Raw genomic sequence first — 25,934 nt, 5'->3', positions numbered from 1 at the left:
TCGTTAAGATGAAAAAAGAGGAGATTTCCGGTTGGAAATTTCCTCTTTTTCGTTTCATAGATAAACTAAAGGACCGCACCATTCTTCACAGAGTAGTGCGGTCCGTATATTAACTGGCTAAGGGGAACTATTACCAGGTAATATAAAAATGGTATAGTTAAGGGAATATACCATACCATTATATTGTCTGATCTCCTGAAAAATGATGGTTTATTAAATAGTACTATTCAGGAGAAATACTTCCTATTATATATAATAATATTCAGCAGGCAAAAAAGACGGTCCTGCTGACCCGTTGCACTACATATTACAGTCCACGAGGGATGAGATACAGTGGGCGCATTAACGCTCCACACGGGGGACAGAACCGTATATCTAAGGAAGCCACGAGCATATTCCCACATGCTCGTAGCTTAAATTCGAGAATTAAATTCTCATATCGCATTCCGCGACTGTAATACTAGTGCGGTGCAAAAGTGGGAATAATCTCTGATAAAATCAACAGAAAAGGCATTTTTTATCTATAAACAATCATTTTCCTTTAATGTTGATACTAATTTCACATTTCTAATATACCCGTCTCTACTGAACATAGTCAAGTATCAAATTGTTTACTTCCCAAACAATGAACGACTTATGAAAAATATCTATGTGATTGCACTCGCAGCCATCCTATTTCAAGGCTGCGGGCAAAAAAAAGAGATGACGGCACCCGCCACCCGACCTGTTAAGACAACTATTGTCGAATCAAGGTCAGTAATCAGAAAAGACTTCTCCGGCATTGTAGAAGCAGTGGAGTATGTCAAACTGGCATTCCGCGTCAGCGGACAGATCATCAGCCTGCCTGTTATCGAAGGAGAGAAAGTGAAAAAAGGGCAACTGATTGCAGCTATCGATCCCAGAGATATCGCATTGCAGTATGCTGCCACCAAGTCTGCCTACGAAACGGCTTCCGCACAAGTGGAACGCAACAAGCGCCTGCTCTCCCGGCAAGCGATCTCCGTGCAGGAGTATGAAATCAGCCTTTCCAATTATCAGAAAGCAAAATCGGAGTACGAACTGTCCAGCAACAACATGCGTGACACCAAACTGACGGCCCCTTTCGACGGTTCTATCGAGAAGCGGTTGGTGGAGAACTACCAGCGTGTCAATTCAGGAGAAGGGATCGTACAACTGGTCAACACACAGAACCTGCGTATCAAGTTCACCATACCGGATGCATATCTTTATCTCCTCCGTGCCAAAGATCCCCGTTTCCTTGTAGAGTTTGATACCTTCAAGGGCCATGTGTTCAAGGCGAGACTGGAGGAATATCTGGACATATCCACCGAAGGAACGGGTATTCCGGTCAGCATCACTATCGACGACCCTTCATTCGACCGGGACTTATATGCCGTGAAGCCCGGCTTCACTTGCAGCATCCGTTTCACAGCCGATGTAGGCCCATTGGTGCAGGATAGCTGGACAATCATCCCGCTCAGTGCTGTTTTCGGCGAAAGTGACGGAAACAACATGTATGTCTGGGTAGTAGAGGACAACAAAGTGCACAAACGCAAAATCGTCGTCAATGCCCCCACAGGAGAGGCGCAAGTACTCGTGTCCGAAGGACTGAAACCCGGAGAACAAATCGTCATAGCAGGAGTATACCAGTTGGTAGAAGGAGAAAGTATTAAATCAATAGACAAATGAATTTAGCAAAATATTCACTGGATAACACGAAGATCATCTATTTCTTCCTTGCCGTACTGCTGATTGGAGGTATTACCTCCTTCGGAAAGCTGGGTAAGAAAGAAGATGCCCCCTTCGTTATCAAATCAGCGGTCATCATGACACGCTATCCGGGAGCCGAACCGGCAGAAGTAGAACGGCTGATCACAGAGCCTATCTCCCGTGAGATACAAAGTATGAGCGGCGTGTACAAGATAAAATCAGAGTCCATGTACGGGCTCTCCAAAATCACGTTCGAACTGCAACCTTCACTTTCCGCCAGTTCCATCCCTCAGAAATGGGACGAACTGCGACGCAAAGTGCTCAATATTCAACCGCAGCTGCCCAGCGGTGCTTCCACCCCGACCGTCTCCGATGATTTCGGCGACGTATTCGGCATTTATTATGGACTGACGGCAGATGACGGCTTCACCTATGAGGAAATGCGCAACTGGGCGGAACGGATCAAGACGCAGGTTGTCACAGCAGACGGCGTGATGAAAGTAGCGCTGTTTGGCGTACAGACGGAAGTAGTCAACATCTTCGTTTCTACCAACAAACTGGTGGGAATGGGGATCGATCCCAAACAGCTGGCCAACCTGCTGCAATCGCAGAACCAGATTATCAACACCGGAGAAATCCGTGCAGGCGTACAGCAGTTACGGGTGACAGCCAACGGAATGTATGCCAACATAGACGATATCCGCAACCAGGTAATCACCACCAAAGCCGGACAGGTGAAACTGGGCGACATAGCCGTGATCGAGAAAGGTTATCTCGACCCTCCATCCAACATCATGCATGTGAACGGGAAACGGGCTATCGGCATCGGTGTTTCCACCGACCCGCAAAGAGATGTAGTGCAGACGGGTGAGAACGTAAAAGTAAAACTGAACGAGCTCCTCCCCCTCATGCCTGTGGGACTGGAACTGCAAAGCCTCTACCTCGAAAACGAGATCGCCAACGAAGCCAACAACGGATTTATCATCAACCTGATCGAATCCATCCTGATCGTGATTGTCATTATCATGCTGGTGATGGGGCTCCGTGCCGGTCTGCTCATCGGCTCTTCGCTGATTTTCTCTATCGGAGGTACACTGCTCATCATGTCTTTCTTCGGCGTCGGACTCAACAGAACGTCTCTGGCAGGATTTATCATCGCCATGGGTATGCTGGTGGACAACGCCATCGTAGTGACGGACAACGCCCAAATAGCCATTGCCCGAGGTGTAAACCGACGGAAAGCCCTGATAGACGGAGCAACCGGACCACAATGGGGCTTGCTCGGAGCAACTTTCATTGCCATCTGCTCCTTCCTGCCGCTTTACCTTGCTCCCTCTGCTGTAGCGGAAATCGTAAAACCGCTGTTTGTGGTACTTGCCATTTCACTAGGACTGAGCTGGGTACTTGCCCTGACGCAGACTACCGTATTCGGAAATTTCATTCTGAAAGCCAAAACAGGCGACAGCACGAAAGATCCATACGACAAGCCGTTCTATCATAAGTTCGCTTCCGTTCTCGGAGTATTGATCCGCAAGAAAGCAGTGACACTGGTATCCATGGTGATCCTCTTCATCATCTCGCTCATTATTATGGGAACGATGCCGCAGAACTTCTTCCCGTCGCTCGATAAGCCTTATTTCCGGGCGGATGTATTCTATCCGGACGGATACAGCATCAATGACGTAGTGAAAGAGATGAAATCGGTAGAAGAGCACCTGGCGAAGCAGCCGGAAGTAAAAAAGGTATCCATCACATTCGGCAGCACCCCGCTAAGGTATTACCTTGCCTCCACTTCCGTAGGTCCGAAACCGAATTTTGCCAATGTACTCGTCGAACTGACAGACAGTAAATATACGAAAGAATACGAAGAAGATTTTGACGGATATATGAAAGCCAATTATCCGAGTGCAATCACACGGACCAGCTTGTTCAAACTGTCCCCCGCAGTGGATGCGGCTATCGAAATCGGCTTTATCGGTCCGAATGTGGATACGCTTGTATCACTTACCAATCAGGCAATAGCCATTATGCACCAGAATCCGGATTTAATTAATATCCGCAATTCGTGGGGAAACAAGATACCCGTCTGGAAACCGGTTTACAGCCCGGAACGGGCACAACCGCTGGGTGTATCCCGACAGGGAATGGCACAGAGCATTCAGATCGGTACCACAGGAATGACTTTGGGAGAATACCGGCAGGGAGATCAGGTACTTCCTATCCTATTGAAAAATAACCAGCTGGATTCATTCCGGATCAATGATCTGCGCACACTGCCCGTATTCGGGACAGGCAACGAGACGACCAGCCTGGAACAGGTAGTATCTGAATTTGACTTCCAGTACCGGTTCTCGAACGTGAAAGACTATAACCGGCAGATGGTGATGATGGCACAATGCGACCCGCGTCGCGGAACCAATGCGATTTCCGCTTTCAACCAGGTATGGTCGCAAGTACAGCAAGAGATAAAAATACCGGAAGGATATACCATGAAGTATTTCGGCGAACAGGAAAGTCAGGTGGAATCGAATGAAGCGCTGGCCAAAAACTTACCGCTGACATTCTTCCTGATGTTTGTGACGCTGCTCTTCTTGTTCAAGACGTATCGCAAGCCGACCGTCATCCTGTTAATGCTGCCGCTGATCTTCATCGGTATCGTGTTGGGACTGCTCGTACTCGGCAAGTCGTTCGACTTCTTCTCCATATTGGGTCTGCTAGGTCTGATTGGTATGAACATCAAGAACGCTATCGTACTGGTAGACCAAATCGATTTGGAAACAGCAGCAGGCAAAAAACCGCTGGACGCAGTCATCAGTGCCACGACCAGTCGCATCATTCCGGTAGCGATGGCCTCCGGAACAACGATTCTGGGTATGTTGCCGCTACTGTTCGACGCCATGTTCGGCGGAATGGCCGCCACCATCATGGGCGGACTGTTAGTAGCCTCGGCATTGACACTATTCGTCCTTCCTGTAGCCTATTGCGCCATCCACCGGATCAAAGGAGAACAATAACCATCAACTGACAATTGTCAATTGTCAACTGTCAATTGTCAACTAAAAAGATTATCCATGAAAGAAATGAAAACCCAACTCATACTATTTTCACTGTTGCTCCTTGGCTCCACAGCCTGGGCGCAACAGCCCTGCCTGAGTCAGGACGCCTACCGCGAAAAAGTGGAGGCTTACAGCCAGATATTGAAACAACAAAAACTAAAGACATTGGCCAGTTCGGAGGCGCGAAAGATAGCCCATACAGGTTTCCTGCCGAAAATCGACGTAAATGCAGACGGTACCCTGAACATGAGCGACCTTAGCGCATGGAACGAACCGGTGGGCGAATACCGCAACCATACCTACCAGGGAGTATTTGTCGTATCACAGCCACTCTACACAGGCGGTGCGCTCAATGCCCAACATCAGATAGCGAAGGCAGACGAAAAGCTGAACCAACTGAACGAGGAACTCACGTTAGACCAGATTCACTATCAAAGTGATGCTGTCTACTGGAATGCCTCCGCTTCAAAAGCCATGCTACAAGCGGCCGACAAATACCAGAGCATTGTCAAACAGCAATATGACATTATTCAGGACCGTTTCGATGACGGAATGATCAGCCGTACAGATCTTCTGATGATTTCCACCCGGCTGAAAGAAGCGGAACTGCAGTATATCAAAGCCCGCCAGAATTATACATTAGCGCTGCAACAACTGAATATTCTGATGGGAGAAGCACCGAATACTCCTGTAGACAGCCTGTACAACATCGGAATGATCTCCGCTCCTGTCCGGATACTGCCTCTGGAAGATGTTTTGCAACGACGTGCCGATTATGCCAGTACGGAAGTAAACATCATGAAGAGCCAGGCACAACGTAAAGCGGCTCTCAGCCAGTTCAATCCCCAATTAAACATGTATTTCAGCGGTGGCTGGGCAACGGCCACACCCAACTTGGGATACGACGTATCTTTTAATCCCATCGTAGGAGTCAATCTGAATATTCCCATTTTCCGCTGGGGAGCCCGTTTCAAGACGAACCGACAGCAGAAGGCATATATCGGAATACAAAAGTTGCAACAGAGTTATATGACGGACAATATCAACGAAGAACTGTCGGCAGCTCTCACCAAACTGACGGAAACAGAATCTCAGGTGAAAACAGCGAAAGAAAACATGAGTCTGGCAAATGAGAATCTGGATCTGGCCACTTTCTCCTACAATGAAGGAAAAGCGAGCATGGTAGATGTACTTTCCGCCCAGTTGTCATGGACGCAAGCACACACCAATCTGATCAATGCTTATCTGGCAGAGAAGATGGCTGTGGCTGAATACAAGAAGGTGACCAGCGAATAGATAAAAACAAAATTAGGCACGGATGACACGGATTTCACGGTTTTAAGAGTTGAGTAACTAAAAACCGTGTTTATCCGCGTAATCCGTGCCTAATCTTTATTGGTTGTTCTTTTTATTATGCAAGGAAGGAGATCAGTACACCTGCAGCTACTGCCGAGCCGATTACCCCTGAGATGTTACTTGCCATACAATACTGCAATACATGATTCTTCGGATCGTATTTCAACGCAATCTCATTCGCCACACGGCTTGCCATCGGAACGGCACTCAGTCCGGTCGCTCCGATCAGCGGATTAATCTTCTTCTTGGAGAATAGATTCACTAACTTCACAAAGAAGATACCACCGGTAATAGAAAGAGCAAATGCAAGGAAACCACCGATGACAATACCGATTGTCGTCCAGTTCAAGAAGGCTTCAGCCGTCATGGTTGCACCTACCGAAAGTCCGAGGAAGATAGTAGCAGCATTCATGATACTGTTGGAAGCAGCGTCGAACAGACGGAAAGTATTGCTTCCGATTTCTTTCACCAGATTACCGAACATCAGCATACCGATCAAAGGTACTGCACTTGGGACGAAGAGAGCTACAATCGTAGTCACTACAATCGGGAAAATAATCTTCAGTACACGCAGATTCTTGATTTCCGTCTTCGAAGGATATTTCTTTTCCTGTTCCTTCATGTTGATGCTCAGTTCTTTCTTAGTACAGAACAGCTTCACTACCAACGGAATGATCACAGGCACCAGTGCCATATAAGAATAAGCGGCAATAGCGATCGGACCCAGCAAATGCGGAGCCAGCTTGATCGTTGTAAAGATGGCTGTCGGTCCGTCCGCACCACCGATAATACCCAGTGAAGCAGCTTCTTGCGGAGTGAATCCCATCAGGATGGCTACCAACAGAACAGTAAAGATACCTAACTGTGCAGCAGCTCCAAAGATGGAAAGATGCAGATTACGCAACATCGGTCCGAAGTCCGTCAACGCACCGACCCCCATAAAGATGATCGGAGGCAGGAAACCGGTCTTGATCAGCATATAATAGATGAAGTTCATAATTCCCAGTTCATGCGCAATGTCATGCAAAGGCATTTCCCAGATATTCTTCATCACACCGTTTATCATCACCATACCATTCTCGTCTGCCTGTATCACTCCCATATCTCCTCCGGGGAAGTTGGCAAGCAACACACCGAAAGCAATCGGAACAAGCAGCAACGGTTCGTACTGTTTCTTGATACCCAGATAAAGCAGGACGAACGCGATGGCATACATTATCAGAAACTGCGGTTCGGCAATGATATTGCTGAACGCAGTCATGTCATATAAGTTCTCAAATATCTCGTTCATTATCCTATCTTCATTAATACATCATCTTCTGAAACAGTGTCTCCCGGATTAGCGCAGATAGCAGTTATCGTACCGCTAAATTCGGCACGGATAGCGTTGTAAGTCTTCATTGCTTCCACATAACAAAGCACATCGCCCTCTTTCACCGCATCGCCAACTTTCAAGGCAGATTCCTGCGCATTCTTCACCAGGAAGAATTTACCTTCCAGCGGAGAAAGAACATCTTTGCCCTCTCCTGCCGGAGCTGCAGCTACAGGTGCAGCAAGCAGTTCGGCATCTCCGTATGCTACCGTCACACGATAAGCCTGTCCGTCCACCTGTACAGTCAGTGTTTTTGGTTTTGCATCTTCTTCCGGCGATTTATCTTTCTCTGCACGACGTTTTGCCACGTCTGCCAGGAAGTCTTCCTTCGCTTTTCCACTCTTGTAAGCCTCATACTGAGCCGGATGCATGGCATATTCGAAGAGTTCTTCGTCGTCCTCTCCCACTTCCCATTTGTTTTCCTTCATCAGCTTGCGATACTTGTCGAGTGAGTCGGGGTAATTGTCCTGCGGATTACCTTCGAAGAATTTACGTCCTTCACGTTCGGCTTTCTCGATGATTTCGGGAGCCAGTGTACCCGGCAGGCGTCCTGCTTTACCTAGCAGCATATCCCAGATATCGTCGGCAATCATTCCCCAGCGTTCCTTGCCTTTCTCCATTGCCATCACATTCATCATGGCAAGGTTCTTCACGTACTGGCTGAACGGAGTTACCAATGGAGGATAACCGACGCGGGGCCATACATACGCCACTTCGTTGAATAGCTTGATCAGCAGCTGATCCTGTGTCATAAACGGCAGGTTATGTTTGGCTTTATACTTGTTGATAGATTCCAGATTCGATTCGAGGTCAGCCATCAGACTACCCATCATACCGCCAGGAAGTCCCGGACCGATCAGCAGCGAGTTCATCAGACGGTTCTTCGGGCTGATATACAAGCCGAGGAAGTCATCCATAAATTCCTGAATCAGCGCACGCACTTTCATGTAGGCTTCCATATTGATTTCCGGTACCTGATATCCGGCATCTTTCAGCATAGCCTGTACGCTGAGAAGATCGGCGTGTCCCGTACCCCATGAAAGCGGTTCCATACCTACGTCAATGTAGTCGCAACCGGCTTCGCATACTTCGAGGATGCTTGCCATGTTGAAACCGGGACCGGCATGACTATGATACTGAATAGGAATTTCAGGATGTGCCGCTTTGATATTGGCCACGATCTTGCCCAATGAAACGGGGCGACCGATACCTGCCATGTCTTTGATGCAAATCTCGTCCGCCCCCAGCTTGATAAGTTCTAACGCCATATTGGTGTAGTACTCTACCGTGTGGATCGGCGAATGGGTGATACAGAGTGAACACTGTGAGATCATGCCTGCCTCTTTGGCATACGTGATGGAAGGAGCGATATTGCGTACGTCGTTCAATCCGCAGAATGTACGGGTGATATCTGTGCCTTGTGCTTTCTTTACTTTGTAGAACAACTTGCGGACGTCTGCCGGAACGGGGCTCATACGGAGTCCGTTCAATGCACGGTCGAGCATGTGTGTCTGTATGCCGGCTTCGTGGAACGGCTTCGTCCATTCGCGCACGGCTCTATTCGGGTTTTCACCAAACAATAAATTCACTTGTTCAAAACCTCCGCCATTTGTTTCTACACGGGCGAAACAGCCCATTTCAATGATGGCAGGAGCTACCTTTACGAGTTGGTCTACACGAGGTACATATTTTCCGGCAGATTGCCACATATCTCGGAAAACCAGACTAAACTTAACTTCTCTTTTCATGTTTTTCTATGATATACTTTTGATAGGTTTATAACTTTTCTACTTTTGTAATCTTTCCTTTTCCTAATGTCACCACATTCACAGCTGCTGTGATAGCCGCCATTATATTACCCGGAATAGGCGCAGGACCTTGTAGCGCTTCCTTCTTCGCAGGAATCACTTCTTCGGGAGCATACTTGTTGACAAGAGTAATCAGTAACTTACCTAAATAAATCACAATCAGCAGAATAACAAATACGGTAGCCATGCCGACCACCATCAGCAGGATCGCTGTTTCGATATTTTCCATATAATAAACTATTAGTAATTCAAGTCGTTTGTCCAAAAAGCGTCCGAAAATACCAAATATTTGTGATAAAACAAATTAAGAGAGGAATAAAAAAGTATAAATCGTAAGATATCAAATATCATCCTGCCCCTTCTTGCACCGAATATAAAGTTTTGCCCACTCATTCACTTTCTCCAAGAACTCTTCTTCGGTGCGAGTCCTATAATAATATTCAAGAATACGCTCATAATGAATCAGATCTTTTTCTTCCCCTTTTTTACCTTTTGGTAAGTAGCAGGCCCCATATGTATCTCTTGACACATTTTTGAAAGATTCACATGTGCTACTTTAAGCACCTTTTCAATAAACTCACCGAGTTTAGGATGCACAATTTTATTTTCCATTTTTCTTATTATTAGTTAAAAACACGTCTTATATATTAAACATTTTCACACTACTTCAGACATATCTGAACTCGACTTATTTTATTTGTCTTACTTTCGCACCATGCTTTGAAAGTCAAAGTCATTTACTAAACGTCCTAATAGAAGTATTCTATGCAAAACTTTTTCAGAATGTCTTATTTCATGCCCCCGATTGCTCCCATCAGGAACGAACAAGGACAAACCGTTACACCCGCCACTCTCACTCCCTTCTGCGAAGTCTCAGTAGAGCAAGTATATCAGATGATCACCTGCAATGAAAATCTCAAAGCACTGACCGAACAGGTGCGCAGCGCCGAAGATATACGAATGGCGAAAACATCCTTGCTGCCATACGTGACTCCGTGCGGCACATTCATCCGCCGGAACAGTAAATTCTTCGCATCTCCTTCCGGACTCGTAGTGGTAGATATAGATAACCTCGACTCCTATCAGAAAGCCGTAGAAATGCGTCGTACACTGTTCGACGATCCTTTCCTCCACCCTGTACTCTCATTTATCAGTCCCAGCAACCGGGGTGTGAAAACATTCGTACCTTACAGCAACCTGTACACAGACGATCAGAGCCGTAATGTAAGAGAGAGTATGAGCTGGGCAATGGAATACGTAGAAATGACCTACGGATCAGAAATGAACAACTCCATCGAATCAGTTCAAAAAGCCGTAGACACCTCCGGCAAAGACATCGTAAGAGCCTGCTTCCTCAGCCATGACCCACAAGCACTATTCAGAGAATATTAAATTATAATCACGAATGATCAAACTTCAATTGTCAATTATCATTTGTCAATTGTCAATTATCAAAAAATGACCGATATTGAATCTTTACGCCTCCTCACCGAAGCAGTCGAAACAGCAGGTGCCGACATTGCACCCACTTACGCTGAGTATGTACAATTAGCATTCGCCATCGCAACGGACTGTGGTGAAGCAGGACGGGAGTTTTTCCATCGCCTGTGCCGGATTTCCGCCAAGTATCAATCCGCCCATGCCGAACGAATGTTTTCCAATGCACTCACGAAACAGCAGGGAGCAATACATCTCGGAACGGCATTTCACCTCGCTGAATCGACAGGAGTAAAAATCTGCAGGGAAGACCGGAAGGAAGTTATGAACAACCGGACGGGTACAGTAGGTACAGAAAGTTCACCGCACAATTTTTCCACACACGCGCATGTATATAATAAAGTAGAAGAAGAAAAGAGTGAATCAGAAGAGCTGCTGGAAGGCAGCGACCCGCATCACCCATTACCCACTTTCACCTTAGAAGACTGGCCGAAGCTACTGCTGCGCATCATAAGCTATGGCACTACCGTCACTCAAAAAGACGTACTCTTGCTCGGAGCATTGACTGCCCTGGGTGCCACCATGGAACGATACGTGAGATGTCATTATGCCGGCAAATACCAATCGCCCTGTATGCAATCCTTCATTGTAGCTCCGGCAGCCTCGGGCAAGGGAGTACTATCACTCATCCGCCTGCTCGTTATGCCTATCCACGATGATATCCGCCAACAAGTTGAAAAAGAGATGAATGTCTACAAAAAGGCAAAAGTCGCCTACGAAATGATGGGCAAAGAGCGTGCCAAAGCGGAAATCCCCGAAATACCTTTAAACAGAATGTTCCTCATCTCCGGCAACAATACCGGTACCGGTATCCTTCAAAATATTATGGATAACAACGGAACAGGCCTCATCTGCGAAACCGAGGCGGATACGATCTCTACCGCCATCGGTTCGGAATACGGTCACTGGAGTGAGACGCTTCGCAGAGCATTCGACCATGACTGGTTAGCATACAACCGACGTACCAATCAGGAGTACCGGGAAAACAAGAAAAGTTACCTCTCTCTCTTGCTTTCGGGGACACCCGCACAGGTGAAACCACTCATTCCTTCAGTAGAGAACGGACTTTTTTCACGCCAGCTGTTCTATTATATGCACGGTATCTATCAATGGATCAATCAGTTTGACGAGAACGAAACGGACTTGGAAGCCATCTTCACCTCCATTGGTCTGGAATGGAAAAAGCTCTTGAACTTACTCAAGGAACATGGTCTCCACACACTCCGGCTCACGGATGAACAGAAACAGGAGTTCAATGATCTCTTTTCCGAACTGTTCACCCGGTCAACGATTGCCAATGGCAGAGAAATGAACAGTTCCATCGCCCGAATGGCTGTCAACATCTGCCGTATCATGTCAGTAGTGGCCATGCTTCGTGCTTTTGAAAATCCTCAGCCGTATCAATACCAGGCATCTTCTCATCCCCTGCTTACACCGGACAAGGAAATCGCCACTGATAATATCAAAGACGGTATCATTACCCGTTGGGATATGACGATCACTCCCGAAGATTTTAAGGCTGTGTTGAACCTTGTGAAACCACTCTATCAGCATGCCACGCATATCTTGTCTTTCCTTCCTCCTTCAGAAGTCAGCCATAGGGCCAATGCCGACCGTGACGCATTCTTTGAGGCACTGGGTATCCAATTTACCCGTGCACAGTTGTTGGAGCAGGCTACGACTATGGGAATCAAGCCCAACACTGCCCTCACCTGGCTGAAACGACTGGTAAAACAGGGACTGATTGTCAATCTTGACGGTAAAGGTACTTACGCGCACGCACGCGTGTGCGTGTGTTAGGGAAGGGCCGGAAAAGTGTACCTACTGTACCTGTTGATAACATCGTCTTTTATCGTTTCTTTATGAAAATCAGAGTATAGCGTTTTGTATTGGCTAAAGCTATGCTTTACGACTTCTAAAGCGGTGCTTTATGGCCTCTAAAGCTTAGCTTTAGCTAATACAAAACGCCCCTCGCAGTCTACAACACTTATTACCTGTTACCTAATACTTATTACCTGCTCATGGTTCTCCCAATGCATCCACAATCACCCTTACCTCCAGCGGAGTGTAAGAACGGTGCTGCGGCTGATAACCTAAATCGGACAGGCGTTCCTGAAGACCGGGACAGCGGACAATCCATTTATTCATTTTGCGGTAAGCGGCAATGCCAGTAAGTTCGGGAGAATAAAGCTGTGCCAGTTCCATACGACCATAAGCACGTATTTTGAATTCTATCATGACAAATAAGTTTCTGTTTTACTGTCACAAAAGTAACAAAATATATTCACATTACCTACGTTTTATCAGGGAATAACAGACTATAACTGACAACAATTGCACATTACCGACTCTCACTGTACACAACCGATTCTTCCGAGTTACAGCATACTATCTTTGTGTCATCGAAAGGGAGAAATCCTCACGAAAGTATGTTTAACTCTTTAAAATTATTATTTTATGATTCGTTACAAAATTTATCAGAACCAACAGAAAAAAGGCTTGAATGCCGGCAAATGGTTCGCCCGGGCGGTAAGCGACGAGACATTCGACCTTGCCAAACTTGCCGAACACATGTCGAAACACAATTCACCGTATTCCAGTGGGGTGATCAAAGGCGTGCTCACTGATATGGTGGACTGCATCAAGGAACTGCTGCTCGACGGCAAAAGTGTGAAAATTGATGATCTAGCCATCTTCGGTGTAGGAATCCGAAGCAAGGCTGCCGAAACGCTGGAAGAGTTCTCGCTGGAGAAGAACATCACAGGTATGCGGCTCAAAGCACGTGCCACTGGAAACTTATCAACGACCAATCTGAAGCTCGACAGCCAATTGAAGCAGCAGGCGGAGTATCAGAAACCGACAACGCCCGGAGGAGGAGGTTCCGGTTCAGACAACACTCCCGATCCAAAACCTAATCCGGACGAAGGAGACGAAGAAGCACCGGACCCGACTGTTTAAGTCATAACCTGAACCCCGCAAAGTCTTTAGCTTATCACGGCTAAAGACTCATTAAAAATCAATATTTTTTTCATTTAAAATCAAAACCTATGAGTAATTCATCATCACGATCCGTATGGAGTTTCATTATCAAAGTAATCATCACTGTCGCTACTGCTGTAGGTGGTTTGATAGGAGTACAAAGCTGTATGTAAACTTATGCGGACCATCACACTGATTATCATTCATTGCAGTGCCACGCCAGAGGGAAAATCCCTCTCGGCGGAGGCTTGCCGACAGGATCATATCCGACATCGGGGATTCCGTGATATTGGTTACCATTTCTACATCACACGTGATGGGGAAATACATCCGGGACGATCACTAGAGAAGGTCGGAGCACATTGCCGGAATCATAACACACATTCCATAGGAATCTGTTACGAAGGAGGACTGGATGCGGAAGGACAAGCGAAAGATACACGTACGCTGGCGCAACGAGGGGCGCTGTTAGCTCTGCTCCGTGAGCTAAAGAAAAAATTTCCAGAAGCGTTGATTATAGGACATCATGATTTAAATCCGATAAAGAAATGTCCGTGTTACCCTTGCGTAGAAGAATACAGGGAATTGTAGGTTAGTATCTATAAGCACTCATTGCATAGCGATGAGTGTTTTTGATTTTTACAAATACATTGCAATTTTCCCTGCTAGAATTTCTTGCCAAAACAAATATTTATAAATGTCTTCACCAAGATCTTAAAATCAAACCACCATGAGCGATGCTGCAAATAAAACAAATCATAGCGAAGACGACGCAACATTTTATCCATCGTATCTGTGTACCCATTATATAACGTAGCATACGAAGTAACACCCGGTCGTATCTGATACAAAAATACGTAACGAGGATCGTGTTCCATTATCTGATCAATGAAATATTTCCGTTCGGGACGAGGACCAATAAAAGCCATCTGCCCGCAGAAGACATTCCAAAGTTGCGGCAATTCATCCAAATGATGTTCACGCAAAAACTTACCCACTTTAGTCAATCGTTTATCTTTCCCACCCTTATATAACGCAGGTCCCATTTTTTCCGCATCCAAACGCATACTGCGGAACTTATAAATATAAAACGGACGGCCGAAACGACCGATACGTTCCTGTTTGAAAATAGCCGGACCACCATCTTCACGTTTCACAGCTATATAACAGATTAAAAATAAAGGAGAAAAAATAATCAGTAATATGCCCGCAATAATGCAATCCCCAATTCGCTTTACATTGCGCTCAAAAGCATTCATTCCGTCGGGAATAAAAGTTGTTTGTTGTTCCATAAATTATTAATTATAGTTTGGTTAAAGACTATTTTCTCAGAGCTTTTTTATACAAGATAGCTCGTAAAGTGTTGGGCATCATCCTAGTAATCACCCGTATAAAGACATTATAGAGATATTCAGAGGAAGTTATGAATCCTAAATTTCTTAGTTGATTTTGAAAACGTAGTTCCGTTGTCACATATTTTAAACCGCCTCTCCGTTTAAACATAGCCGGTGAAAAGCGAAAATATAATAAGCTCTCTTGGATATTGTAAAATTTAGCACCGTTCTGTAGCATACGTATCCACAGATAGTAATCCTCAAAAAGAGGGAAATGCTGATATCCACCTGCTGCTAATACAGCTTGCTTACGAAACATAATTACCGGATGATTTTCCGGATTACGCTTCTTTGCAAATTGACAAATATCATCATGAACCTCAGGTAACTTTCTTGTAGAAATAATATTTGAAGTAGTTTCTTCAAACTCATCGATCCATGCTCCTACTACATCTAATTCCGGATGCTCTTGAAAAACCCTTATTTGTTTCTCAAAACGATCAGGTTTGGCAATATCATCTGTATCCATTCGGGCAACTAGATCGTAGGAGCAATGCTTTAAGCCTTCATTCAGTGCTTTACCAAGTCCTTGATTAACAGGCAAAGAAATCACTTTCAAAATAGGATATTTTTGAGAATACTCTTTGACAATACAATTTAAATCATCTGTCAAAATCCCATCTTTGACTAAAACAACCTCTGCAGGTAAAAGAGTCTGATATAAAATACTATCTAAGCTCTTTTTAAAATAAGAAATACTTTCATTATAATATACAGAAATAAGTACTGAAAATATTAATTTTGACATTTTGATAAATTTACATATGGATACAATATCCAAAGAAACAGATATTGATAAAATTAGGATATATTACTCTCAGAACATCCAATTAGATCACAGAAAAGACAAATTGAATTACACTCATCTACCAAACGTTATAATCCCTTAAATAACAAATGAATACTGGTAAGGAATAAACTGATATTCATACTTTCCACCTAACGGAACTGGTGTATAAAGCGTCTTAGTAAACATCAACATCGCATATACAACAATGCAAGCAAATGCTATTGTTTTATTAACTTTTCCAATAAAGATTTTATGCAAAACGTAAGGTAATATAAATAGTAAAGTCATATTAGTAACGCTCACTAACCGTTCTACAAAAACCGCATATGCATTAAAAAAACAACTCAATATAAAACTATAAAGTAATAAGTTTACAAAAATCTTCAAATGATTAGATATATCATTATAGACGGAACGCATTCCAAAATAAAGAAACAAAAAAAGGAACAAATTAACAATCATCCCTACAGAAAAACCATAAGAAGCATCAACATTCCGTCCATAAAAATCTAGAATATAATAGTTTACAAATTCCCCAAAAACAGGTATTTTAGTACCCAATAACAGTATTTTTTGTGATACTCCCAACATTACAAAAATCAATGATATAAAAATAAGAGTAACAACACTCTTCTGCATATAACATCTATTCAACAAGAAATAAAATGGGAAAAAGGCCAACGCAGCAAGTTGAAAGCCTGCAGCTATCAAAAGAAAAAAAACAAACTTCTTCAAAGAACATTCCTTTATATATGAAAAAGCTAGCCACACAAATGAAGCCATAATCCCGTGGCGAACTATATTTAGCTGGAACTGACAGAAAAACAAACAAAAATATAAAAGAATTGGCAAATAAATATATCCACATCCAATTCGTCTAATAACTATAAATAATACGACAAACGATATCAATGACAATATTATAAAAAAACACGCATAACTTAAACCTAGAGTTTTACATAAACTCCCTAAAATCCAAAAAAGAGGTTCCATGAGAATTCTATATTCTGGATCTAGAAGCGACGGAATCTGCCTGTTGTAAATAATTACATATGTCTCCCAATCAGCCCCTATATTATAACGAAATCCCACCATACATGCTATAAATAGAATCACGCATCTTAATAATACCAAGGACTGTCTAGCGGAAATAAGTTCTACATAACTAAAAAGAAAAAGAATAAAGAAAACAACCCAATAAATCAACATCTTTAAATTTGAATATAACTATTTACAACTAAGGACTCACTATTTTGAGCATATTTTCTAAAAATAATATCATTAAAAGCCAAATTATTACGATTGGAAATAATCTTATTGTTATTACCAAGCAGTGTCGCATAAAACATCAAACTAGACTCTGTCCCAAACACACAAAGATTCTCAACAGATAAAAGGATCTGTTCAAAAGGTTCATCATTTGGAATAAGAGTCCAAGTTTTTCCATGTTGTTCTAACAGACCAACCAAAGTATTCACAACACTAGAAGCCTGATAAGGATGTGCTTTAATAAACACATGCGAATCCGAAATATAATTAAACAACAGATTCATGCTTGCATAGAATTTCTCAGGAGTTGCCAAACGATATTCTACAATTGGACTTAAAACCAAAACAGAAGCACCTGAAGGAATAGATGTGAAAAAAGTCTCTTCCTTAATCCAAGAAACCAAAGAAACATTCTCTCTTAATACATTATATTTATTATTAAGTAAATAATATTTAGGTTGAAACCGACTCTTTTTATAAGGTTTCAAAAACGGATAATTTAATTGTACACGACGACAAAAAATATTATATACCTTAAATAATAATTCTACTAGTAACGGAAATTTATTAGGAGATGCCTTGTAAAGTTGGTCTTTATAATAAGCAAGGCCCTCCTCCATAAAATGATATCCTACACATGAATGATGTGTGATGAGTAATTGAAATATAGGAGTAGTTAATTGGGGAATATATACAGTAAAACTATCAGCAATCAAGCAGGATATATAGCAATCAAAACTTTTAATAATCCTCCTCAAATTTAATATAGTTTTAATTTTCATCGGATAAAACTTATTCATCCAAAATGAAATATCTTCAATTTCTATATCAATATTATTATGATATTTATTAGCATAGTTCCGATCAATCAAATAAACAACATTATGGCAATCTAAATTTTCTTTTGCTATAATAGCTTTTGCCATATAATACGAAGTACTACTATGTATCCAAAAGACATATTTCATATAGCGTTCAAAATATTAGCATAAGATTCAATCATTGAATCAAGCGTAAATTTCTGTTGATATAGTTCATAAGAGAGTTTACCCATTGCACTCCAATTATAAGATTCAATATGACACAAGATATCATATATATCTTCAAGACATGGCGAAATTACAATTCCATTGATCCCGGAAAAAACCATTTCCGGAATACCTGCAATATTAGTAGATATAATAGGAAGTCCTGCTCGCATAGCCTCCAAAATAGAAATAGGGAATCCTTCATCTCTACTAGGTAACATAAAAATATCACTCCTCAACAAATAATTTTCTACTTGATTCGAAACACCTATAAAATCTATATATTTAGAGATTCCTTTCTCAAAACACAACTTTTCTAATTCCCCCCTTAATGTACCATCACCTACAATGGTAAAATGCACTTTCTCTCTTTGAACAGGAGACATCTTCACAAGAGCTTCAACAATCATATCTTGCCCTTTACGTTTTGAAACAGATCCCACACAGCAGATTTCAAGTGGCCCTAGATGTTTTTCCGGACATATATGCATTTCTTTGCTCAAAATGCCATTATAAACAAATCCTACTTTTTCAATAGGAATATCTGGATGTAATTGTACAAAAGTATCTTTAGGATTCTCAGCAACAAACAACACCTTATCCACTTCAGATAAAACCTTCCTTTCAATGTATAATAATATACTATAAAGCCTTGATTTATTAAGCACAGGATAATATTGTCTAAGCATATTAAAAGTATCACCATTATTGTGTAATACCAACACGGTTTTTTGTCTTCTAGATCGATACTTCAAATAGTAATAACATGTAAAAATATCATGTATAAACAAGATTCTCGATTCCTCAAGCCCTTGATCAAAATAATATTTAACAATCTTACGAGCATGCCGCAAATATATTGCATAAATAGAAATGAATGCTAGTATAGAATTTGCATTAGCATTCTTTTTAATAAAGTACCGTAATCCTTTCCGTTGATTTATAGCTGCTATATTTTCAAATGACTTTAACACAATCAAATCCATTGAATAAACCGAAAGCTGAATACCGTATTCTTCAAATTTTGAAGTAGATTCAGCTAAAGTCCTAAGAACAGAACTAGCCCCATTAGGAGCCTTAAGCCATCCACCATGAATTATATCTACCTTTTTCATCTTTTACAACAACTATTGAATCACAGCAATAAAATCTTCCAAATTTATACCAAGAACTTTTTCAACAAATTCTCTAAAAACACCTTCACCACCTCTTTTTTCTAAGAATATAGTAGACAATCTACGAATATAAAATGGAGCACTTGCAGGTACTCCAGCTATACCTACACGCTTAAGTAATTTAGCATCGTTCAAATCATCCCCTATATAGGCCACCTGCTCCAAATTAATCCCTAATTCATTGCATAATTCTTCTGCAGCAGACAATTTATCCACTACTCCTTGAAATAAATAATCAACTTTTAACTTCTCTGCTCTTCGTCGCACTATCTCAGTTTTTTCACCTGTTAAAATACCCACAGGAATACCTTTATTATGTGCCCAAAAAATACCAGCACTATCAGATGTATTGAATTTTTTCCATTCATTACCTGTTTGATCATAAAACATTCCGCCATCAGTCCAAACGCCATCAATATCTGTAAGTATAAGCTTTATCTCTTTCATTTTTTTAGTATTTTACCCTTATTTATTAATCACTACTTAGCTTATAGCAGGCAGTACTCTATACCGTAATACAAGTTGCAGTAGGAATATATCTATTCAATAAAATCAGGATATATTATTTCATTCGCCGATATATCTTGTTTAGCAAAATGACCAATTACATTTTTTTTATCTATCCATTTATAACCATCACCAGGACTCAGTAAATGAATGTCCGACTCTTGAATAATACTACCTGCTGGAATATATTTTCGAGTGGCAATAGAACGTTCAAGTTTTATCTTAGACTTCTCCACCCCTTTTTCTATATAAAGATCTTCAGTACCAAGCCAACACTCTGCTATGCGAATATCTCGAATCATACGATTAACCCCATCTGGACCTAAAGAGCCAAGCTGGTCTGTTCCTTTCATATGCCGATCAATTGTTACATGCTTTTCTATAATTTCCGCTCCCATCGCTACAGCAGCTGTAGCAGCAGAAATACCTATTGTATGATCAGAAAAACCTATCTCAAACTTATTGTAATGCTTCTTCAAATATGTTATTGTACGTAGATTCAAATTATTTGGATGAGTTGGATACTGAGATACACAATGTAGAATAGCTATATTACTATGATATCTCGTTATCACATCTAATGCATTGTCAAGTTCTCTTTGACCAGCCATTCCTGTCGATAATATAATAGGAATATGAGTTTCTGCTAATGCTTCAAGCAATGGTAAGTTAGTCAAATCACGACTAGCAACTTTTAGCCTATCCGGTGTGAACAGTTTAAGCAAAGACAGACATCCTTTGGCACATAACGTCTCGATAAAATCTAATCCTAATGACTTAGCATATTTATAAATCTCAAAATGCGCTTGATCATCAAGCTCAAGAAAAGCACGATGTTCACCATAAGTACGCCCAAAAGAATTAGGATTGTCATATATTTGATTCATTTGAGAAACAGCCAATTCTTCTGATAAATCTCTTTTAGTCATTTTAACAGCATTCATTGGCATGAAATCCATACCAAAAACATCCTCATGTACAGGTCGTGAGATTAATTCAATAATCAACTTAGCCAAGTCAACAGAACCATTATGATTCTGCCCTATTTCACCAATAATATAAGTATTCTTCATTATTTAGAATTTTTTTTTATTTGTTGTTTCATCAGTTGAATGTATTCTGCATGTCTTCGAACATAGTCTACAATCACTTCTATCGATATTTCCACTCTTTTTTCTTGTAAATCCCTATATATTCTCTGTGCTACAGAAAAATCTTCTAACGTATCAATCGTGAGTCGAATATTATGATGTTTTGACACGACTGGAGATCCTGAAATCCATTGAATATTAAAAAGTTCAGGATGACTATATATATAATTAGTAACATGTTCACGATACAATAAATCATCAGTAAATCCTATAACTCGCTTCAGCGCATCAAGCGTTACAAATTCTCCCCAAAAACCGAAATGAGTTTTAATTGATGGAGTACCATCAATATCAAAACTTATATAATCGTTACAAGATTTCATTGCTATTTCGACCAATTGCCTTGCCGCATGTACATCTAAAAATGGATTATCAGAACATATTCGGAATATACCCTGTATATCAAAATATTCAGCAACATCAATGAATCGTTTTAAAACATCATTCTCCTCACCTCTGAAGCACTTTACCCCTAATGCAAGTGCCTTCTTTTCAATAGGTTCATTGATAACAGAATTTGTTGTAGCAATAATTACTGGAATATTCGATATAGCAGAAAGCTTATGAACCATTAAGTCAAGAATCGATTGATTACCATAGAAAGGTTTCAATATTTTTCCAGGCAAACGTGTAGAACCTAAACGTGCCTGCACCACAAATGCATAATTCATTTTATTTATTATATTTCATTTAAAAATATGTCACATATTCTCTTTGTTGAATTATCATCTTGAAATTGATTCATCAATAAAGAAATATGACGTCGATGTTCAGCATGAATATCTTTCCCAGCCAGAAGTCCCATCACAGCATCTATCAATTCATTATAATTGTAAACAATATCACCTGCACAAAAAAATTCTATTGGCTCAAATGAGAAACCTCTTACTCTACGATATTCTTCAATATCGTAGAAATTAAATATGACTGGCTTATTTACCAATAAAAAATCAAAATAGGTAGAAGTATAATCAGTAATCATTCCATCTGAAAATGACAAAAGATCATACAATCCATATTTATATGTTTGTTCAAAAACAAGTATACCTTTGGGTAAATCTTTTTTTAAGACTGTTTTATTCTGCAAAGGATGTAATTTAAGAATTAAAGCCGCATTAAACTTCAATAGTATTTTCGATAACTTCAACAAATCACAATCAACATATCCGAGTATTGAACGCAAATTACCTTCAGTAACAGTCTCATAATCACGAAAAGTTGGAGTATAAACTATATATTTAGTTACATCATATCCCGCAAATTTCGAAATTTCTCTTTTAATAACATTGCAATTATTTTTCGATATCAACAAATCATTTCTGGGAAATCCTAAGACTTTGAATTTATCATATGAGATTCCACAATCTATTGAAATTATTCTAGCACTTAAACAAGAAGTAGCAATAGAGTAATCAAATGAGTTACATGTTGTATTACGAAATTTATCATAAGAATGATCTCCCATATGATAATCATCTTTGAATGGAGTATAATACCCCAAACAAATAATCTGTTGAGAGCGTTTTTTAAATGAAAAATCATAATAAAAAGTAGCTGTAAAACATTTACTTGCTCTACAAAAACAAAAAAAGGCATACAACATATCCTTAAAAGATACTTTATTAAAGAAAAAACGTCCAACACATGCACATAAAAAAGTACACCTAATATTAGGATTTATGCCATAAATATATTCTTGATATTCTGAAATACGAGAAGAATCATAAATTTCAACATATATTTTATAATATTCAGCACTATCTTTTTTTAGCAAATAATTTAACAGAACGAGAACATTATCTGACGAATAATTTATAATATCATATTTATCTGTTCTACAATTAGGATGAGGAATAAAATACAATGATCTACTATCAACTGGCACACAATGGTTAATTATCTTTACTATTACTTGAAAAATCTTTTTTAATATTTTCATCTATGTTTTTAGTTTTAATGATCAATGTTAAAATACAAAAAAAAGAATCTAGCTTAAAAAGAAAAGAAAGTAAAATATAGAAGGACATCCCAGTAATACATCCAATCACAATTTTTACTATATCAGTTTCAAAGAAAGAAATACATATAAAAACGATCCCCCCCATTATGAAAGAGAGTATTAAACTTGGAAATACATCTTTAACTTGCAACTTTAAGGTCAAATCAATAAGAGAATTAGTATAATATGTATTCAAATATGTCGCTATCAGAGAGTAAATAACTCTACCCCAACACATCACCTCAAGCCCAAATGGAATTGACACAAAAAGAATGAATATAGCAATCGTCTTTTTTATTATTTCAAGACGTAACGACAGATCAGATCTTCCTTTAACCCATAATAAATTCAAATTAATTTGGCTCAAATGATCAAACATCCAATCCAAACATAATATCTGTAAAAGAATAACAACCCCAGACCATTTATCTGTTAACAATAGACTAATAATAGGATTAGCCAAAACAAGTAAACCTACCATTAAAGGAAAAATTATATATGAGGATAATCTGATATAATTTCGATATGCGTTTGTTAAACATTTATCATCATCTTGAATGGAACTTAAAATAGGATACGCTACTCTAGAAACTAAAGCATTTAAATTATTGGAAGGAAAAATAGCAAATTGTTCTGCTCTTGTATAGTAACCAAGCTCTACAACAGAAAACTTTTTTCCTATTACAATGGTATACAGATTACGATATACTGTATTGATAAGACTTGAGATCAATAATTTAGATCCGAAATTGAATAATCTTTCAAAAGAACTTTTGGAGAAAGTATGTAAAGGTTTCCAATGAACTAAACAGTAAAACAAAATTGTCAAAATTATACTATTTAAGAGAGTTTGCCAAACTAAAGCCCAAACCCCGCAACCGACATAAGCCATCCATATTCCAATCACGCCTGATATAAAAGCTGCACCTAATGAAATTTTAGATTGAGTTTTAAAGTTTACAGAAATAATTAATTTCGTTCTGTGAATAGCCGATAAAGCATTTATTATCAACGACAATGCTATAAAACGAATTACAAGAACTAAAGTCGGCATATTATAAAAGTCTGCAATCAAAGAAGCCGAAAAAAACAATATACCATAGAATAATACTGCGACAAGAATATTAAAATAAAAGACAGTGGCAAAATCCTCTTCAGTTCTATCTTTTTTCTGGATTAAAGCATTTGTAAAACCGCTATCTATAAATACTTGAGCGACTTGAAGAAAAATAGCTAACATCCCGATCATACCATAATCCGATGGTAGTAACAAACGAGCTAATATTATTTGAATTATAAACTGTACTCCTTGTAAAGAGAAACGTTCTATAGCGCTCCACATTATTCCTGATACAGTTTTCTGCTTTAGATTTTCCATTACTTAAATACAGTATAAAAACAACTACATTTACCGATATCAATTATATTTTTCCAATATTCTCACTAATTGGTTATTATCTTCTTCGCCCCTTACCGCAATTCTAATATGGTCTCTCCCACTAAAAGCAAATTACCCTACACAAACATTATCTCCTATAACTACCGATGCCTTTTTATAAGAATAAAGAACTCCTAATGCATCACCTCAAATTAATATTGCCATATTTGCCTACTAAGCGAAAGCTACGAATAGGCACTCCAGAAATAACACTTTCCGGATGGAAGTGTATACCACGAAGGGAAAAATAAAAATGACGAATCTTCAATAATATTTCTGCAATCATGACATCGGTAATGTGACGTTATAATGATTTAATGCAGCTTTTAGTACTTTAAAGAAGTTCTCAATATCATCTACTTCTATCTCTCCTAAAGCACAGATTCTAAAAGTATCCTCAGTTGATATCTTACCTGGATAAATCGTAAATCCACGCTCATAACAATAATCATGTATTTTCTCAAAATCCCAGTTGGGATCTTCTGGGTATTGAACTGAGACAACCAGTCCTGACTGCCATTCACGCTTTATTACACTTTTAAGACCAATTTCATTTATACCTGAATGAATAGCCTCAAAAACTCTTTTGTGACGGGCAAACTTAGCTTCTTCACCCACTTCAAAATATTCATTTAATGCCTGACGAGTGGCGTAAATAGTTTGTACCGGTGGAGTAAAATGCATTTCACCTGTTCTCTCAAAATTCTCATACTGCAAATAAAGATTACAATAGTAAGAACGCTTGGGATATTTTTTTGAAAACTTAATCTGTTCCTCATTGCCTATAATAAAAGAAAGACCTGTCATCGCTTGAAGTCCTTTTTGAGCAGATGCCATACAAAAATCCACATTATCTTTCTCTATATCAAAAGGAATCATGCCCAAAGAAGAAGTAGTATCGACGACAAATTTAGCCTGATATTTATGAGCTATAGCGCCCATCTCGCGAATAGGGTTCAGAATTCCTGTACCCGTCTCGTGATGAGTAGTATAAACCATAGCTATATCAGGATTTTCTTGCAACACATTTTCCACCACCGATAAATCAGGACGTTCGTAAACGGAAAATTCCAAATTAATATGAGGCAAACCATAATATTGACACACTTCTACAGCACGGGTACTATATGCCCCATTATTCACTATAAGCACCCTTTTGTCTTCAGGAAGAAGAGAATTTAGACATATATCAATATTGATGGTTCCTGAGCCACAAAATAATACAGCGGTATGTTTTTCCAAATTCCCATGAGCAACTCTGACCAAATCGTCCCGAAGTTGTTTCATCATACCTGCGAATTCTTTCTCGCGAGGACAAATATCCGGAACAACTTGTGCCATTTTTACACTGTCAGTAGTAGTGGCAGGCCCAGGATTTAATAATATTTTTCTTTCTATTTTCATC

The 25,934-nt window shown here is 40.2% G+C and carries 24 protein-coding genes; 8 read left to right on the top strand and 16 right to left on the bottom strand.

The genetic code is table 11. The features are described from left to right. The first annotated feature begins 636 nt into the window (after positions 1–636). The 3 genes from NBH01_RS00250 (at position 637) to NBH01_RS00240 (ending at position 6,062) form a co-directional block, all read left to right on the top strand. Positions 637–1,689 carry an efflux RND transporter periplasmic adaptor subunit gene (locus NBH01_RS00250; protein WP_008767840.1) on the top strand — a complete coding sequence of 351 codons (1,053 nt, stop codon included), beginning with the start codon at positions 637–639 and terminating at the stop codon, positions 1,687–1,689. After that, complete coding sequence (locus tag NBH01_RS00245; protein ID WP_008763357.1) at positions 1,686–4,724, top strand: efflux RND transporter permease subunit; 3,039 nt, start codon at positions 1,686–1,688, stop codon at positions 4,722–4,724. Before NBH01_RS00250 ends, NBH01_RS00245 begins: the two co-directional genes overlap by 4 nt. Before the next feature lie 66 nt (positions 4,725–4,790). Beyond that, positions 4,791–6,062 carry a TolC family protein gene (locus NBH01_RS00240; protein WP_032813712.1) on the top strand — a complete coding sequence of 424 codons (1,272 nt, stop codon included), beginning with the start codon at positions 4,791–4,793 and terminating at the stop codon, positions 6,060–6,062. A 115-nt stretch (positions 6,063–6,177) separates the two neighbouring features. Here NBH01_RS00240 and NBH01_RS00235 read toward each other — a convergent pair whose 3' ends face one another. From NBH01_RS00235 to NBH01_RS00220, 4 genes are all read right to left on the bottom strand, one after another. Next, positions 6,178–7,413, bottom strand: coding sequence for a sodium ion-translocating decarboxylase subunit beta (locus NBH01_RS00235; protein ID WP_008763355.1), 1,236 nt, complete (start codon positions 7,411–7,413; stop codon positions 6,178–6,180). Further along, a complete protein-coding gene (locus tag NBH01_RS00230) occupies positions 7,413–9,242 on the bottom strand; it encodes a biotin/lipoyl-containing protein (RefSeq protein ID WP_008767838.1) in 1,830 nt (609 codons plus the stop codon). Before NBH01_RS00230 ends, NBH01_RS00235 begins: the two co-directional genes overlap by 1 nt. Positions 9,243–9,270: 28 nt before the next feature. After that, positions 9,271–9,531, bottom strand: a complete 261-nt coding sequence (locus tag NBH01_RS00225) for an OadG family protein (protein ID WP_008767837.1) — start codon at positions 9,529–9,531, stop codon at positions 9,271–9,273. Between the two features lie 233 nt (positions 9,532–9,764). After that, positions 9,765–9,914, bottom strand: a complete 150-nt coding sequence (locus tag NBH01_RS00220; RefSeq protein ID WP_008763350.1) for a hypothetical protein — start codon at positions 9,912–9,914, stop codon at positions 9,765–9,767. Positions 9,915–10,067: 153 nt separating this feature from the next. On the opposite strand from NBH01_RS00220, the gene NBH01_RS00215 reads away from it, so the two are divergent. Together NBH01_RS00215 and NBH01_RS00210 are read left to right on the top strand one after the other, a co-directional pair. After that, positions 10,068–10,694, top strand: coding sequence for a BT4734/BF3469 family protein (locus NBH01_RS00215; RefSeq protein ID WP_072066643.1), 627 nt, complete (start codon positions 10,068–10,070; stop codon positions 10,692–10,694). Positions 10,695–10,760: 66 nt separating this feature from the next. Beyond that, the gene (locus tag NBH01_RS00210; RefSeq protein ID WP_225679822.1) at positions 10,761–12,599 is read left to right on the top strand and encodes a DUF3987 domain-containing protein; all 1,839 of its coding nucleotides are present in this window, start codon (positions 10,761–10,763) and stop codon (positions 12,597–12,599) included. A gap of 219 nt (positions 12,600–12,818) precedes the next feature. Here the strand turns inward: NBH01_RS00210 and NBH01_RS00205 are convergent, their stop codons facing one another. Beyond that, a complete protein-coding gene (locus NBH01_RS00205) occupies positions 12,819–13,037 on the bottom strand; it encodes a DUF4248 domain-containing protein (RefSeq protein WP_008763347.1) in 219 nt (72 codons plus the stop codon). Between the two features lie 219 nt (positions 13,038–13,256). On the opposite strand from NBH01_RS00205, the gene NBH01_RS00200 reads away from it, so the two are divergent. From NBH01_RS00200 to NBH01_RS00190, 3 genes are all read left to right on the top strand, one after another. Further along, positions 13,257–13,757: an HU family DNA-binding protein gene (locus tag NBH01_RS00200; RefSeq protein ID WP_234141667.1), complete on the top strand. Its 501-nt coding sequence runs from the start codon at positions 13,257–13,259 to the stop codon at positions 13,755–13,757. An 89-nt stretch (positions 13,758–13,846) separates the two neighbouring features. Next, positions 13,847–13,951, top strand: a complete 105-nt coding sequence (locus NBH01_RS00195) for a smalltalk protein (protein ID WP_008767884.1) — start codon at positions 13,847–13,849, stop codon at positions 13,949–13,951. Positions 13,952–13,955: 4 nt separating this feature from the next. After that, the gene (locus NBH01_RS00190; RefSeq protein WP_118337338.1) at positions 13,956–14,369 is read left to right on the top strand and encodes an N-acetylmuramoyl-L-alanine amidase; all 414 of its coding nucleotides are present in this window, start codon (positions 13,956–13,958) and stop codon (positions 14,367–14,369) included. Positions 14,370–14,443: 74 nt separating this feature from the next. Here the strand turns inward: NBH01_RS00190 and NBH01_RS00185 are convergent, their stop codons facing one another. From NBH01_RS00185 to NBH01_RS00135, 11 genes are all read right to left on the bottom strand, one after another. After that, positions 14,444–15,070 carry a sugar transferase gene (locus NBH01_RS00185; protein WP_234141666.1) on the bottom strand — a complete coding sequence of 209 codons (627 nt, stop codon included), beginning with the start codon at positions 15,068–15,070 and terminating at the stop codon, positions 14,444–14,446. Positions 15,071–15,098: 28 nt separating this feature from the next. Then, complete coding sequence (locus tag NBH01_RS00180; RefSeq protein ID WP_011107948.1) at positions 15,099–15,920, bottom strand: glycosyltransferase family 2 protein; 822 nt, start codon at positions 15,918–15,920, stop codon at positions 15,099–15,101. A 138-nt stretch (positions 15,921–16,058) separates the two neighbouring features. Then, positions 16,059–17,171 carry an EpsG family protein gene (locus tag NBH01_RS00175; protein ID WP_011107949.1) on the bottom strand — a complete coding sequence of 371 codons (1,113 nt, stop codon included), beginning with the start codon at positions 17,169–17,171 and terminating at the stop codon, positions 16,059–16,061. 2 nt (positions 17,172–17,173) lie between these two features. Beyond that, entirely contained in the window at positions 17,174–18,157 is a 984-nt protein-coding gene (locus NBH01_RS00170; protein WP_229084347.1) for a polysialyltransferase family glycosyltransferase, read from the bottom strand. 38 nt (positions 18,158–18,195) lie between these two features. Next, entirely contained in the window at positions 18,196–19,374 is a 1,179-nt protein-coding gene (locus NBH01_RS00165) for a glycosyltransferase family 4 protein (RefSeq protein ID WP_008767823.1), read from the bottom strand. Between the two features lie 12 nt (positions 19,375–19,386). After that, positions 19,387–19,881 (bottom strand): 3-deoxy-D-glycero-D-galacto-nonulopyranosonate 9-phosphatase, encoded by a 495-nt coding sequence (locus tag NBH01_RS00160; protein WP_008767822.1) that lies wholly within the window; start codon positions 19,879–19,881, stop codon positions 19,387–19,389. A gap of 92 nt (positions 19,882–19,973) precedes the next feature. Continuing rightward, positions 19,974–21,014: an N-acetylneuraminate synthase family protein gene (locus tag NBH01_RS00155; protein ID WP_008767821.1), complete on the bottom strand. Its 1,041-nt coding sequence runs from the start codon at positions 21,012–21,014 to the stop codon at positions 19,974–19,976. Further along, positions 21,014–21,763 carry a glycosyltransferase family protein gene (locus NBH01_RS00150; protein ID WP_008767820.1) on the bottom strand — a complete coding sequence of 250 codons (750 nt, stop codon included), beginning with the start codon at positions 21,761–21,763 and terminating at the stop codon, positions 21,014–21,016. The genes NBH01_RS00155 and NBH01_RS00150 overlap by 1 nt, the downstream gene beginning before the upstream one ends. Positions 21,764–21,771: 8 nt before the next feature. Next, on the bottom strand, positions 21,772–23,031 hold the full coding sequence (locus NBH01_RS00145; protein ID WP_008767819.1) for a CDP-glycerol glycerophosphotransferase family protein: 1,260 nt from the start codon (positions 23,029–23,031) through the stop codon (positions 21,772–21,774). After that, positions 22,985–24,469 carry a lipopolysaccharide biosynthesis protein gene (locus tag NBH01_RS00140; RefSeq protein ID WP_008767818.1) on the bottom strand — a complete coding sequence of 495 codons (1,485 nt, stop codon included), beginning with the start codon at positions 24,467–24,469 and terminating at the stop codon, positions 22,985–22,987. Before NBH01_RS00140 ends, NBH01_RS00145 begins: the two co-directional genes overlap by 47 nt. A gap of 342 nt (positions 24,470–24,811) precedes the next feature. Continuing rightward, positions 24,812–25,933, bottom strand: a complete 1,122-nt coding sequence (locus NBH01_RS00135; RefSeq protein WP_008767816.1) for a 2-aminoethylphosphonate aminotransferase — start codon at positions 25,931–25,933, stop codon at positions 24,812–24,814. Between the last annotated feature and the right edge of the window lies 1 nt (position 25,934).

The organism is Bacteroides sp. B1-V-101, assembly GCF_023656585.1.
GTDB lineage: Bacteria > Bacteroidota > Bacteroidia > Bacteroidales > Bacteroidaceae > Bacteroides > Bacteroides thetaiotaomicron.
Note: the sequence above shows the minus strand (reverse complement) of the source record. Positions and strands in the feature narration are given on the sequence as shown.

Coding starts and splice junctions, on each gene's coding strand:
- NBH01_RS00150 (WP_008767820.1), bottom strand. CDS start 21,763: ATGAATTATGCATTTGTGGTGCAGGCACGTTTAGGTTCTACACGTTTG.
- NBH01_RS00225 (WP_008767837.1), bottom strand. CDS start 9,531: ATGGAAAATATCGAAACAGCGATCCTGCTGATGGTGGTCGGCATGGCT.
- NBH01_RS00135 (WP_008767816.1), bottom strand. CDS start 25,933: ATGAAAATAGAAAGAAAAATATTATTAAATCCTGGGCCTGCCACTACT.
- NBH01_RS00220 (WP_008763350.1), bottom strand. CDS start 9,914: ATGGAAAATAAAATTGTGCATCCTAAACTCGGTGAGTTTATTGAAAAG.
- NBH01_RS00155 (WP_008767821.1), bottom strand. CDS start 21,014: ATGAAGAATACTTATATTATTGGTGAAATAGGGCAGAATCATAATGGT.
- NBH01_RS00145 (WP_008767819.1), bottom strand. CDS start 23,031: ATGAAAATATTAAAAAAGATTTTTCAAGTAATAGTAAAGATAATTAAC.
- NBH01_RS00190 (WP_118337338.1), top strand. CDS start 13,956: ATGCGGACCATCACACTGATTATCATTCATTGCAGTGCCACGCCAGAG.
- NBH01_RS00170 (WP_229084347.1), bottom strand. CDS start 18,157: ATGGCAAAAGCTATTATAGCAAAAGAAAATTTAGATTGCCATAATGTT.
- NBH01_RS00180 (WP_011107948.1), bottom strand. CDS start 15,920: ATGTCAAAATTAATATTTTCAGTACTTATTTCTGTATATTATAATGAA.
- NBH01_RS00235 (WP_008763355.1), bottom strand. CDS start 7,413: ATGAACGAGATATTTGAGAACTTATATGACATGACTGCGTTCAGCAAT.
- NBH01_RS00160 (WP_008767822.1), bottom strand. CDS start 19,881: ATGAAAGAGATAAAGCTTATACTTACAGATATTGATGGCGTTTGGACT.
- NBH01_RS00140 (WP_008767818.1), bottom strand. CDS start 24,469: ATGGAAAATCTAAAGCAGAAAACTGTATCAGGAATAATGTGGAGCGCT.
- NBH01_RS00200 (WP_234141667.1), top strand. CDS start 13,257: ATGATTCGTTACAAAATTTATCAGAACCAACAGAAAAAAGGCTTGAAT.
- NBH01_RS00245 (WP_008763357.1), top strand. CDS start 1,686: ATGAATTTAGCAAAATATTCACTGGATAACACGAAGATCATCTATTTC.
- NBH01_RS00165 (WP_008767823.1), bottom strand. CDS start 19,374: ATGAAAAAGGTAGATATAATTCATGGTGGATGGCTTAAGGCTCCTAAT.
- NBH01_RS00230 (WP_008767838.1), bottom strand. CDS start 9,242: ATGAAAAGAGAAGTTAAGTTTAGTCTGGTTTTCCGAGATATGTGGCAA.
- NBH01_RS00240 (WP_032813712.1), top strand. CDS start 4,791: ATGAAAACCCAACTCATACTATTTTCACTGTTGCTCCTTGGCTCCACA.
- NBH01_RS00250 (WP_008767840.1), top strand. CDS start 637: ATGAAAAATATCTATGTGATTGCACTCGCAGCCATCCTATTTCAAGGC.
- NBH01_RS00210 (WP_225679822.1), top strand. CDS start 10,761: ATGACCGATATTGAATCTTTACGCCTCCTCACCGAAGCAGTCGAAACA.
- NBH01_RS00215 (WP_072066643.1), top strand. CDS start 10,068: ATGCAAAACTTTTTCAGAATGTCTTATTTCATGCCCCCGATTGCTCCC.
- NBH01_RS00205 (WP_008763347.1), bottom strand. CDS start 13,037: ATGATAGAATTCAAAATACGTGCTTATGGTCGTATGGAACTGGCACAG.
- NBH01_RS00185 (WP_234141666.1), bottom strand. CDS start 15,070: ATGGAACAACAAACAACTTTTATTCCCGACGGAATGAATGCTTTTGAG.
- NBH01_RS00175 (WP_011107949.1), bottom strand. CDS start 17,171: ATGTTGATTTATTGGGTTGTTTTCTTTATTCTTTTTCTTTTTAGTTAT.
- NBH01_RS00195 (WP_008767884.1), top strand. CDS start 13,847: ATGAGTAATTCATCATCACGATCCGTATGGAGTTTCATTATCAAAGTA.